Source organism: Sporosarcina soli (genome assembly GCF_042655805.1).
In the GTDB taxonomy this organism is placed as follows: domain Bacteria; phylum Bacillota; class Bacilli; order Bacillales_A; family Planococcaceae; genus Sporosarcina; species Sporosarcina soli.
Window position 1 is genome coordinate 187,194 of record NZ_JBHSNO010000006.1, and the last position, 12,277, is coordinate 199,470.

Annotated in this window: 13 protein-coding genes; 2 read left to right on the forward strand and 11 right to left on the reverse strand. The window is 44.0% G+C overall.

The genetic code is table 11. The features are described 5' to 3' along the window. Positions 1-3 precede the first annotated feature (3 nt). The 6 genes from ACFPRA_RS13140 to ACFPRA_RS13165 all read right to left on the reverse strand — a co-directional run bounded on the left by ACFPRA_RS13140 (position 4) and on the right by ACFPRA_RS13165 (position 6,426). Positions 4-1,065, reverse strand: a complete 1,062-nt coding sequence (locus ACFPRA_RS13140) for a phosphotransferase family protein (protein ID WP_381435355.1) — start codon at positions 1,063-1,065, stop codon at positions 4-6. 25 nt (positions 1,066-1,090) lie between these two features. Beyond that, positions 1,091-1,978, reverse strand: a complete 888-nt coding sequence (locus ACFPRA_RS13145) for a 3-hydroxyacyl-CoA dehydrogenase family protein (protein ID WP_381435357.1) — start codon at positions 1,976-1,978, stop codon at positions 1,091-1,093. A 3-nt stretch (positions 1,979-1,981) separates the two neighbouring features. Beyond that, on the reverse strand, positions 1,982-2,551 hold the full coding sequence (locus ACFPRA_RS13150) for a TetR/AcrR family transcriptional regulator (RefSeq protein ID WP_381435360.1): 570 nt from the start codon (positions 2,549-2,551) through the stop codon (positions 1,982-1,984). A gap of 44 nt (positions 2,552-2,595) precedes the next feature. Continuing rightward, complete coding sequence (locus tag ACFPRA_RS13155) at positions 2,596-4,158, reverse strand: long-chain-fatty-acid--CoA ligase (RefSeq protein WP_381435651.1); 1,563 nt, start codon at positions 4,156-4,158, stop codon at positions 2,596-2,598. Between the two features lie 265 nt (positions 4,159-4,423). After that, positions 4,424-5,197: an SDR family oxidoreductase gene (locus ACFPRA_RS13160; RefSeq protein WP_381435362.1), complete on the reverse strand. Its 774-nt coding sequence runs from the start codon at positions 5,195-5,197 to the stop codon at positions 4,424-4,426. Positions 5,198-5,199: 2 nt separating this feature from the next. Continuing rightward, positions 5,200-6,426 (reverse strand): acyl-CoA dehydrogenase, encoded by a 1,227-nt coding sequence (locus ACFPRA_RS13165; protein WP_381435365.1) that lies wholly within the window; start codon positions 6,424-6,426, stop codon positions 5,200-5,202. A 249-nt stretch (positions 6,427-6,675) separates the two neighbouring features. Here ACFPRA_RS13165 and ACFPRA_RS13170 point away from each other — a divergent pair, with 249 nt between their 5' ends. Then, positions 6,676-7,455, forward strand: a complete 780-nt coding sequence (locus ACFPRA_RS13170; RefSeq protein WP_381435367.1) for an enoyl-ACP reductase FabI — start codon at positions 6,676-6,678, stop codon at positions 7,453-7,455. 71 nt (positions 7,456-7,526) lie between these two features. Here the strand turns inward: ACFPRA_RS13170 and ACFPRA_RS13175 are convergent, their stop codons facing one another. From ACFPRA_RS13175 to ACFPRA_RS13195, 5 genes are read right to left on the reverse strand one after another with little or no spacing between them, the layout of a single operon-like run. Further along, positions 7,527-8,630, reverse strand: a complete 1,104-nt coding sequence (locus ACFPRA_RS13175; protein WP_381435370.1) for a Ger(x)C family spore germination protein — start codon at positions 8,628-8,630, stop codon at positions 7,527-7,529. After that, positions 8,627-8,950 (reverse strand): GerAB/ArcD/ProY family transporter, encoded by a 324-nt coding sequence (locus ACFPRA_RS13180; protein ID WP_381435372.1) that lies wholly within the window; start codon positions 8,948-8,950, stop codon positions 8,627-8,629. Before ACFPRA_RS13180 ends, ACFPRA_RS13175 begins: the two co-directional genes overlap by 4 nt. Continuing rightward, complete coding sequence (locus tag ACFPRA_RS13185; RefSeq protein ID WP_381435376.1) at positions 8,935-9,711, reverse strand: GerAB/ArcD/ProY family transporter; 777 nt, start codon at positions 9,709-9,711, stop codon at positions 8,935-8,937. The genes ACFPRA_RS13180 and ACFPRA_RS13185 overlap by 16 nt, the downstream gene beginning before the upstream one ends. Before the next feature lie 3 nt (positions 9,712-9,714). After that, positions 9,715-10,134, reverse strand: a complete 420-nt coding sequence (locus ACFPRA_RS13190; RefSeq protein WP_381435379.1) for a spore germination protein — start codon at positions 10,132-10,134, stop codon at positions 9,715-9,717. Then, the gene (locus ACFPRA_RS13195) at positions 10,067-11,218 is read right to left on the reverse strand and encodes a spore germination protein (RefSeq protein ID WP_381435381.1); all 1,152 of its coding nucleotides are present in this window, start codon (positions 11,216-11,218) and stop codon (positions 10,067-10,069) included. Before ACFPRA_RS13195 ends, ACFPRA_RS13190 begins: the two co-directional genes overlap by 68 nt. Before the next feature lie 150 nt (positions 11,219-11,368). Here ACFPRA_RS13195 and ACFPRA_RS13200 point away from each other — a divergent pair, with 150 nt between their 5' ends. Continuing rightward, positions 11,369-12,271, forward strand: a complete 903-nt coding sequence (locus ACFPRA_RS13200) for a DoxX-like family protein (protein WP_381435384.1) — start codon at positions 11,369-11,371, stop codon at positions 12,269-12,271. The last annotated feature ends 6 nt before the right edge of the window (positions 12,272-12,277 follow it).

Genomic DNA, 12,277 nt, shown 5'->3' on the forward strand with positions numbered 1-12,277 from the left:
ATATTATGTCGTTCCTTTCATCGCTTGCATGACGAGTGCATGCACATATTTGTCCATTCGCGCAAAACGCGGATCTCTTGTCTGGCCGATGGAATAACGGTAATAGATCTGTTGGCAAATGACCGCTAATTTAAAGTAAGAAAATGTCAAGTAATAGTGGATATGCGTCAGGTCACGTCCGCTTTTTTCTGCATAGCGTGCGATAAATTCATCCCGTGTAAAAAATCCCGGTTGAACGGTCACAGATGGTTTACCCGTTGAATTCCTTAACGCTTCTGGATCTCCCGCCTGCACCCAATAGCTTAGCGCTACGCCTACATCTGCCAGCGGGTCGCCGACGGTCGTCATTTCCCAATCAAACAACCCTGTCATTGCGGTGTAATCGGATGAGAACATGGCGTTATTCAATTTATAATCGTAATGGATGATGGTGGGTGAGGATGACGTAGGCAAATTGTTCTGAAGCCAATCTGTCAACTGTGAAACCTCTGCTATTTCGGAGGTTTTCGCCCTTTCATAGCGTCCGATCCATCCCCGTACTTGCCTTTCCAAAAAACCTTCCGGCTTGACCATTTGGACGAGCGCCGTTTTCGTATAATCGATCGAATGTAGCTCAACCAGTTTGTCGACCAGCTGTTCCGAAATATTCCTTCGCAGTTCTTCCGTCACTTCCGTACCTTCAGGGAATGACGTATCGAGTACGATCCCACGACGCCTTTCCATTAGAAAAAATGGACTGCCCATAATCGACAGATCGTCTGAAAAAGCAATCGGCTTCGGTGCCGTTTCAAATACGGGATGGACAATAGATAATACATTGAACTCCCGTTCCATATCATGTGCTTTTGGCGCAACCGGTCCGAGGGGCGGACGTCTGAGCACTGCTTCCCAGTCCCCTATTTCAAGCGCATAGGTCAAATTAGAATGACCTGCACCGAATTGCCGGATATTCAATTCCCCTTCCGGCAAGTTTACAATCGTATTCCGTAAGAAGTTATGAATCTTTTTCTTATCCAGTTGCTCACCTGAACGAACGGGGATCGTATCCCGCATTGTTTTTCCCATTAGATTCACCTCTTGTAGATCAACGTCATTGTTTGATCAATTGTTCACTATCATAGGAATAGAAGCCTTTTCCGGTTTTTCGTCCGAGCTCCCCTGCATCCACTTTCTCTCGGATACATGCAGCTGGCTTATCTTCTTCTCTGCCTGTTTCTGCATATTGTTGTTCCATGACAAAGTTGACGACATCAGCTCCCGATAAGTCGATTAGTTGAAACGGGCCGAGCGGGTGCCCTAGTGATTTTTTTACAATATGATCAATCGTTTTAAAATCAGCGATTCCTTTCTCGTAAAGGTTGATCGCTTCTCGATTGATCGCCCCTAATATACGATTAGCTACAAATCCTGAGATTTCTTGACGTAGCAGCATTCCTTCCCGATTGATTTGCTCACAGACGGCCATTACTGTCGCGGCTGTTGCCTCAGACGTCTTGTCACTCATGACGATTTCGACACAGTCCATGACAAGCGGCGGGAAAAAGAAATGCATATTGCACACTTGTTCTGGGCGACTGGTCACTGCTGCGAGGAGCGAATTCACAATGGTTGAACTGTTGGATGCTAAAATCGCATGTCCCGGCGTTAAGCGATCCAGGTCACGGAACAATTCCCTTTTCACATCCAATTTCTCAATAATGGCTTCAATGACTAAGTCGGCATCTTTCGCCGCAGCCTCTAAACTGCTTGTAAAAGTAAGACGTGCAAATGCCGCATCTATTTCTACAACCGTCAATTTCTCTTTGATGCGCCACTCGTCCATCCGTTTATGCAAACTCGTTTCCGCTTTCTGAAGTGCTGCCTGATCAACATCCTGCAAAGTGGTAGTGTAGCCACCAAGGGCACATAGCATTGCAATCTGATGACCCATCTGCCCTGCTCCGACGACGAGGATCCGTTCGATTTTTTCAATTCCCATCATTCAATCCCTTTCTGAAATGATTCCATTTAATATAAAGTCCACGTACATGTCCGCCAACTCTTGGACAGACACATCCCCGGAAGGGTTGAACCACTGATAGCTCCAGTTTGTGACACCTAAAATAGCAAACGCGATCATTTTAGGTTGTAGATTTTCTCGAAATTCTCCCGCTTGAATCCCATCTCTGAGTACTTGTTCAACATTCAGGCGAAATGCTTCCCGTTTCTTTTTGATCTTCTCAACATTTTCAGGCGCTAAATTACGCATTTCACGAAAGTAGATGCGGCCATTCGGGCCCTGCGTTTGGAGATCATGAATAATGAGCTTCACAATCCCTACGATCTTAGCTCGGTAACTTTCTATTTGCTCGAGAATCGCTTTCTGTCTGTTCAACAAATCATCGATATAGCGTTCATGAATTTCCATCAGCAACATTTCTTTACTCGTAAAATAGTAATAGAATGTACCTTTTGTTACTCCTATTGAATCAACGATATCCTGGATTGATGTTTCACTGAATCCTTTCTGTTGAAATAAGACTACGCTATGTTTTGTCAGTTCTTCCTTCATGATGCCTCATACCTTTCCTTCTCTGTTCAGGATTCACTCTATTTTCATTGACGGATCGCTTGTTCCTCACGAAGTGCGCGGCGAAGAATTTTTCCGACTTGCGTTTTCGGCAATGCCTCCCTGAATTCCACGATCGCCGGTACTTTGTAAGTGGCAATCCGTTCTTTCATCCACCCGATCACTTCTTGTTCTGTCACGGCATGGTCTGCTTTTTTGACGACGATGGCTTTGATCGTTTCTCCACGGTACGCATCAGGGATTCCGATGACAACCGCTTCTTGGACAGCAGGATGTTCATAGAGCACTTCCTCGATATCACGTGGATATACGTTATAACCGCTGGCGATGATCATATCCTTTTTCCGATCGACGATATACACATAACCGTCCTCATCCACTTTTGCGATATCGCCCGTATACAACCAACCGTTCCGCAGTGCATGTTCGGTTTCCTCCTGCATATTCCAGTAGCCTTTCATCACTTGTGGACCTCGGATGATCAACTCCCCAAGCTCACCCGTCGGTACTTCCGATTCCCCTGTAGCCAGATCGACCACTTGATATTCTGTTGAAGGCAAACCGATGCCTACACTGCCCGTTTTGCGCTCTGCAAATACCGGATTGGCATGCGTCACTGGAGAAGCTTCAGAAAGTCCAAACCCTTCCAGAATTTTCGCACCCGTTTTCCGCTCGAATTCCTTCATCGTTTCGATGGGCATTGGCGCACTCCCGCTAATGCAAATCCGAATGCTATCGATCCCGTAGTTTTTAGCTTCCGGATGATTGACAAGGGCGATATACATCGTCGGCACGCCCGGGAATTTCGTCGGTTGTTCTGTTTTAATCGTGTTCAATACTTCGTCTAGGTCGAATCTAGGAAGCAGGATGATATTAGCGCCAATCAGGATGGATAAATTCATGCAAGAAGTCATTGCAAATACATGGAACAAGGGAATGACAGTCAGGCAACTTTCCATCCCGAAAGTCAATTCATTTTGAAAAAATGCATAGGATTGCTGTGCATTCACTGCGATATTACGATGTGTGAGCATGGCTCCTTTTGAACGGCCTGTCGTTCCCCCTGTATATTGCAAAACAGCAATATCCTCTAGTGGATCAATGGATACCGGTTCCGGTGCTTGTCCTCCTTTCCCAATGAAATCTTCAAAAGTTTGATCTTCTGATAGGATTCGTTGGTCCGATTCGAAACTGACAACAATAATGGTTTCTAATGCAGTCTGTCCCGCTATCGCTTTGACACTCGGATAAAGAGGTTCGTAGACGATGATTGTTTGCGCACCAGAATCATTCAAAATATGAAGGAGTTCTTTTTCAAGAAGCATCGGGTTCACCTGAGTCACGATTGAGCCCGCTTTTAAGATGCCGTAATAAGCGATGATATAATGGGAGCAGTTCGGCAGCATGATAGCTGTACGATCCCCTTTTTTCACGCCCGATTGTTGAAGTGACGAAGTAAACTTGTCGCTTAGTGACCATAATTCTCGATAACTGATCTCTTTCTCGTAGAACTTGATGGCAACTTGATCCGGAATTGTATCCACCGTTTCTTTTAGAATGTCAGGCATCGTCTTTATTGGAAAATCCATGTCCGGTTTAATAGAAGCGGGATAATGGCTACGCCAAGCATTTTCAATTCTCAATCGGCTTCTCCTCCATGCTCGTACATTTTTTATGCCTCGGAAACTATAAAATCTCTAACTGTGGATACCCTAGAACAGGAATAGTTCCCTTCTAGGCTCCGGGCGCCAGACGCTCGGGTCACAAGTCAATCCTGCTGTGCGGCAAAGAGCACCTCTTCGCCGGCTCGCCTTGTGCCTGTCACGTCTATGCAGGCGCCCTGGTCTTTCGTTCTCACATTGCGTGTGATCCGCCATCGACAAGGAGAATATCCCCTGTTACATAATCGGATGCTTTTGATGCAAGGAACAGCGCCGCTCCTTTGAGATCCTCGTCTGAGCCGAACCGTTTGAGTGGCGTTCCTTCTAAAATTTTGTCGCCCCCATCTTCAATGAGCACTTTAGACATTTTTGTCGGGAAAAATCCTGGGGCAATGGCATTGACCTTGATATTATGCTGTCCCCACTTCGCTGCAAGATCTTTTGTAAACGTAATGACCGCGCCTTTACTTGTGTTATAACCAATCGTATCCATATAGCGCGGGTCGGTGCCGCCGAGTCCCGCAACCGACGCAATATTGATGATTTTTCCTGCCCTTTGTTCAATCATCACTTTCCCCGCTGCCTGGCTCATCAGAAACGTTCCGGTCACATTGACATCGATGACCTTTTTCCATGCCTCGAATGGCATCTCCACAACCGGTGCCCCCCATGTTGCACCGCTGTTATTCACAAGGATGTCAATCGTTCCAAAGCGTTTTACGGTTTCTTCAATCACATTTTTCACATCGTCTTGCTTCGTGACATCACATGCTAAAGCCATGGATTCAACACCGAGTGATTTCAGCTTCTCACTCATTTCCATACACGCTTCCACTTTGCGGGAACAGATAACGACATTTGCGCCTGCTTCGGCAAACCCTTGCGCTATTTGAGCACCTAGCCCTCTTCCTCCACCCGTTACAATAGCTGTTTTTCCCTCCAGCTTGAAAAGATCCAATACCGACATGGTCATTTCCCCTTTCCTTGAGCTGCATATTTTGCGAGTTCGAGCCTTGCAATCTGATTGCGGTGCACCTCATCCGGTCCATCGGCAAGGCGTAATGTTCTTGAGCTTGCCCATTGTGCAGCAAGCGTAAAATCACCACTGACACCAGCGCCTCCGAACGCTTGAATGGACCGGTCAATAACGCGCAATGCCATATTCGGTGCAACAACTTTGATCATTGCAATTTCCGTTTTCGCTTCTTTATTGCCCACTGTATCCATCATATAAGCAGCCTTCAAAGTGAGCAGACGGGCTTGTTCAATATCAATACGCGATTCCGCAATCCATTCTTTGACAACACCCTGCTCTGCAAGCGATTTCCCAAAAGCCGTTCTCTCTTGTACTCGGACACACATTTGTTCAAGTGCACGTTCCGCCGCACCGATGAGGCGCATACAATGATGAATGCGCCCGGGTCCAAGACGACCTTGCGCGATCGCAAAACCTTTTCCTTCGCCCCACAGTATATTTTTCACCGGTACTCGGACGTTATCGAATGTGATTTCTGCATGTCCATGCGGCGCGTGATCATAACCGAAAACCGAAAGCACTCGCTCGATCTTCACACCGGGCGTATCGAGTGGCACTAAAATCATCGACTGCTGTTCATAGCGAGGAGCATCCGGATCATTTTTCCCCATGAAGATAGCAATTTTGCAGCGTGGATCTCCCGCGCCAGATGTCCACCATTTGCGACCATTTAATACATATTCATCGCCATCTCGAATAATGCTTGATTGGATATTGGTCGCGTCACTAGAAGCGACCTCTGGTTCTGTCATCGCGAAACAAGATCTGATTTTTCCATCTAACAGCGGCTCAAGCCATTGTTTCTTTTGAGATTCTGTTCCATAACGAACAAGAACCTCCATATTCCCCGTGTCAGGGGCACTGCAGTTGAACACTTCAGGACCGATTGGGGAACGTCCCATGATTTCACAAAGAGGGGCGTATTCTTGGTTAGTGAGCCCGGCCCCATATTCGCTTTCCGGGAGGAAAAGATTCCAAAGCCCTTGTTCACGCGCTTTCTCTTTCAACTGCTCAATGATTTCCGGTACCTTTGCCCAGCGATCTGTCACGGCATTTACTTGTTCTTCATAGTTCTTTTCATTCGGGTAGACAAATTCCTTCATAAAAGCTGTCAGTTTCTTTTGGAGTTCGATAGTTTTTTGAGAATATGAAAAGTCCATTGGAATCTCTCCGCCTTTCATTTTTCTTATCTAACCGGTCGGTATGTTCAGAATACTTAGATATATGGTAGCGCATACATAATTATTAATCAAGTACTATTTTTTCAATTTTTAATAGACTTGTTGATAGTTTAGAGGGCTCTATTTCTCCTTGAAGATTTGTTCATATAGTTAGCGTTATGTTATAATCGGATTAGTAACTGGTACTAATAGTAACTATTTAAAATATGAAATACATTGGAGGCTATCATGGAAGATTTACTGAAACTGAAAGGCAAAAATATCGTTGTCATGGGTGTCGCAAACGAACGGAGTCTCGCTTGGGGTGTGGCAAATGCCCTTTTCAAAGTTGGCGCGAATGTCATTTTCACATACCGCAAAGAGCGTTCTTTGGCAAAACTTGAAAAAGTTTTGGAATCGAACGGCTACGAGGCAAGATTGATTGTACAATGTGATGTCAATGAGGACGAAAGCATTCACGAAGCTTTCAACAAAATCGGTGCGGAAGTCGGAACGATTCACGGCGTCGTCCACTCGCTCGCTTTTGCGCATGCAGTCGATTTGAAAAACGATTTTGTTGAAACAACACGTAGCGGTTATGCATTTGCACAAGACACAAGTGCTTACTCACTGATTGCGACAGCAAAAGAAGCGCGTCCATTAATGACAGAAGGCGGTACAATTGTCACGATGAGCTATTTGGGCGCTGAGCGTGTCCTTGAAGGCTATAATGTTATGGGTGTCGCAAAAGCGGCATTGGAAGCTTCCGTTCGTTATTTGGCATCGGATTTAGGTAAAGACAATATTCGTGTCAACGCGATTTCAGCAGGTGCAGTGCGTACACTTTCAGCAAAAGGCGTCCCTTCTTTCAATACCATTTTGGGTAAAATCGAAGAAGTTGCACCGTTGAAACGCAATGTGACACAAGAAGAAGTCGCCGATATGACCATTGCTGTTTTGAGTGACCTTTCCCGCGGTGTAACTGGGGAAGTCATCTATGTAGATGGCGGCTATCATATCATGGGTTAAGATAAAGCTGGAAGGATAAATAACAATCCTTCCAGCTTTTTGGATTCTTTTCAAAATGACCGTCAACCCTATTATTTCAAAATCCCCGTATTCAGTAGCTTAAATTCCACTTGAACATCGTATTTCACATTTTGAATGATTTTTTTCGTTAATTCCTCTGTCCATTTCCCTTTATGATACATTCTGAACTCTTCACTAATACCAATCGGATCGACCTCCAATTTTTGAAGTTGAGCCAGTAGCTGTTCGATTTCCTTTTTCACCTGCTTACTTACTTCTTTCTCCAATGCCTTATACTCACGCATTTTCTGTAAATCGCGTTTCCCTTTATATTCAGATAAGGCTCCTTGCAAGTTCAGTTGAAGCGACACTTTCGGGGATTCCATGTTTTTATTGCTTGTGATCTTCGCTTTGCTTTTGATCAATTCAATATGCACTTTTCCCTTAGCATCTTGTTCGCCAAATGAGATTTCAAGCGGTGAAAGTTTGACGACCCCTTTCAATGCTTGGATATAGGAGGATTCTTTTTCAGCTATTGTATCTATCATTTTTCCACTATCAAACAAAGCAATGCTCTCGATTTTAACCGAATCCTTTTCCAACTCCAAATAAGGGACAGTGGAATAGAATATCGGATTCGTTTCTGTGTAAAGAAAGTCATGCATCGTTGTAAACGGACTGAAAGCCGTATGCAGTTTAGGTGATAACAGCTCATATAAATACGTATCTGTACTCGGTTTATCAGGAAAATCACTTTTCAGAATTTCCTCTGCACTTCCCTTTACAATCCCTAGCTGGACATTGTTTCCGACTTTCGGATTTCGATAAAAATGCTTAATGACCTCTGTAACTTGGCCTTCTCTTGCAAACTCCTCACTAAACAATAATGTTCGCAGCTGGTTTAAAATGACCATTTTATCCGCTTTTGATGAAATTTGAACAAACCCTTCTTGTATCAATTCCGTATCGACCGAATAATGTTGGGTCACTTCTTGTGATGCACCTGTCGGGTGTGGAATGGACACTGTCATTTTCACCGATTTTTCATCAATATAATCGAAGGCGATGCTACTCACCATGGCCAAGTCTTCTACATAGGCATGTTGTCCTCTCTCCATGCATCCGGACAATAGCATGAGAGCGACAATTGACGTTATGAACAATAATCGCTTCATTGAATTCCCTCTTTTTTATTTTTAACGAACTGCACAAGACATAAAAAGATTGGCCAAATCATGAGTCCATACGTTACATAATAGATACGTTCATACACTTCTTTTTGAAATTCTTTTGGAAGCGGAAGGCTGATCATCAGGTAGATAATCAATGCAATGATATAGAGATGGATCTTTTTTTTCGTCCCCCGAATTGAGTCTACCCCCATTTTCGCGACCCATAGATAGGCCGCAGTTGTTGTTAAAATGAAAAAGACCCATAGCGCAATGGCCAATAAGTCAATTCTTTCCAAAAAGGATAGTTTCACTGCATTGAACAAATAGAGAACCGCGGATACATGACATTCTTCAGCTGCCATTGTGAATAATACATGACACTGACAAGGGTCGTTGAAAGATAGCAAAAGATGCAAATCCAAATTCCATACGAGGCATGTCTAAAAGCCTTTTCTTGCTGGATGATATAAGGGAAATAAAATAAGATGACCTCAAACCCAACAACTGAAATGAAACCTTTTTGCGTTGCCGACAAAAATTCCTTCCATGTGAAATTAAAGAGAGGCAATGTATGCCCGATGTCTCCTTCTGTAAATCCCCATGTCAGAAAGTAAAGAAGCCATGTCACCAAGAAGAAACTGGCAATACAAAAACGGGCAATCGATTTAATTCCACTGTTTGCAATGTAGATCAGCAATAAAAAGAAAATGAGCAGAGGCCCCGTAATGGTCCGATCCGATAGTGCGACAACTTGAATCAGTTCCAAATACCCTTCACAAACAGAAGCCAACAAAATGATGGCATAAACGATGATGCCTGTATTGATGCATGTTCCGATTCCTTTCCCGAACAGCTTTTGATGAATACAGAACAAGGTCAGTTCAGGATTCTGCCGGGCAATCCAGATCATAGGAATAAGTAATAGGTTTGCAAGTGCACCGAACAAGATTGGGAACCACCATTGGCTATACCCTACCGGACTCAATAAGTGAGGTAAGGTTAATAAGGTGCTTCCGATCATAACATTTTGAACAAGGAAAACAACATGATAGGCATTCAGCGTTTTGGATTGATTGACATTCATCGATTACTCCTCCCCATCCATAGGAAGTGTCTTATTTTCCACTTCACCTGAAATACCTTTCCGGTGCTGACTAAGGGTAAGAGGAGCTCGAAAAACCCCATCCAACAAATCAGTCCATTTCCTTGGAATGACCGGTGCCATATACGGTGTTCCATTTGACGTCAATGTAATTAGATGGTGGATGAGCCAAGCAAAAGCAATCATTTGACCATATAAACCGAACAGGCCTGCCGATAAAATAAAGATGTACCCGATGATACGACTCGTGTTACTCATAACAAAACTCGGTGGTAAAAATGAAAGTAAAGCAGAAATCGCAACGAGCACAATCAGTGTATTACTGACCAATCCTGCTTCAACGGCAGCTGTCCCAATAACAATACCGCCCACAATCCCGATCGTTTGACCAATTTTTGTAGGCATCCGTGATCCCGCTTCCCTTAGCAACTTCAATAACGATTTCCATGAAAAGCACTTCAATCACCGGTGGAAAAGGGACTCTGCTCCTCGATTCCTGCAAATTGATCAATACCTCAAAGGGTAACATTTCGGGATGATGAGAAAGCGCTGAAATGTAAAAAGGGGTGAGCATGATTGTTAAAAAGAAACCAAAAAACCGGATACACCGCAGAAGCGTCGCCGTCGGCCAACGACTAAACTGATCTTCCGGAGATGTAAAAAATTCAAAAAACGAACTTGGACAAATGAGTGCCGTTTGGCTATTGTCCAATAAAATGATGATACGCCCGTCCAAAAGCGAAGTTGCGACACTGTCGGGTCTTTCTGTATTATGAAATTGAGGAAATGGAGAGAATTGGCTTTCTTCCATTAACTGACTGAGTTCATTAATATCATTAATGCCAGTTGTCCGAATTGAAAGGAGTCGTTGAACTACTTTTTCTAGATTGTTCTTGTTCACGAGATGCTCCATATAGAGGACGGTTGCTTTCGTATTCGTTTCCAAACCGATTCTGTATTCATCACTTTTTAACCCACTGTTATGAATACGTCTTTTGATGAGAGAGATGTTCGTTTGCATCGCTTCGGTAAAGGAATTTCTTGGACCCGCAATCGTCGATTCAGTATCAGATTCTTCAATTGCTCCCATCGGTGGACTGTATGTATTTACTTTTAAATAGAGATTCCTTTCGGGAAAAAAGAGAATGGTATGCCCTGTTGTTATTAAAGTAAGGATGGTGTGCAGATTGGCTGGCTTCACTTCTTCCGAAACTTGAGTCAAGTCTCCATGGCCATTAAATAAAGGAACGATGACCGTTTCATGGAATCTGAGATGGTCAACAAGAGAACTAAAATAAAGGATGCTCACATTCTCGCCAGAAACGATCATCTTTTTGTTGACTGCATCATCGATTCCTTCTAATTTCTGCTGAATCTCGTCAATCGTAACGGCTTGCGTTTCGTTACTTAACCTGTCTCCTCCCCCGAATCCCATCTGAATCCACCCACTTTTCACACCGATTTTCACTTTAAGTTTGCCCAAATCCATGGAATTTCATACGATAGGACACACTCGAAAGGCTTGTTTGCTCATGGACTACAAGTATGAAAGCTGACCGATTTCGATCGATTTCGTTGTATACTAGAGTATAGTCATTTTTAAGCTCGATGATAGATTGAAAGATTTGAGGTGGTATGGATGAAACAGAAACCGATCTATGTAGAAGTGCCGATTCATACAGAGATGGAAAACGTATGGGAGGCTTCACAAAATCCTAGCTTACACGAACAATGGGATCTCCGATTCTCTTCCATTACCTATTTACCAAGAGAAGAAGGACAACCACAGAAATTCGTCTACGCACGGACAGTCGGCCCTTTGCTGAAAGTGGAAGGTTGGGGTAAGAGTGTTGGAACGATGCACCAGGAAAATGGCACCCGCTCCTCTTCCCTTCATTTTGGAACAGATCAGTGGATTTCCCCCATCCGTGAAGGCCGTGGCTATTGGAACTATGTACCGCAGGAAGATCATGTGAAATTTTTGACGCAATATGATTATGATGTAAACTTCGGCAAGGTTGGCAAATGGATTGATCAATTCACTTTCCGCCCGCTGATTGGTTGGGCAACAGCGCTCAGCTTTGACGTCTTAAAGAGATGGCTGGAACATGAGGAGCTCCCCCGCTTCCAATACATGCGCTTTTTTAGTACATACCTATTGACCTTGTTTTTTGCTTTTCTGTGGATTTACCAAGGGCTTGTCCCAAAAATTATCGGTATGCATCCGGAAGAACAAGTCATGATCGGAAATGCTTTGTCTCTATCAGAAAAGGATATGCCACTCGCAGTGCTGATACTTGGGATTGCGGAAGTATTAGTTGGAATCGGCTGGCTGTTCTACCGAAGGAAACGGCATTTATTCATGCTACAACTCATTATATTCCCACTTCTGACCGTTGCCGCGATTATCGCAACTCCAACGGCGGCTCTTCATCCATTCAATCCGGTGACGTTCAATCTAGCGCTTATCGTGCTTTCTATCATCGGTTTGTATATCAGCAAAGACGTCCCAACAGCGAAAAGCTGTAAGCGGAAAAGGTAGGTGATC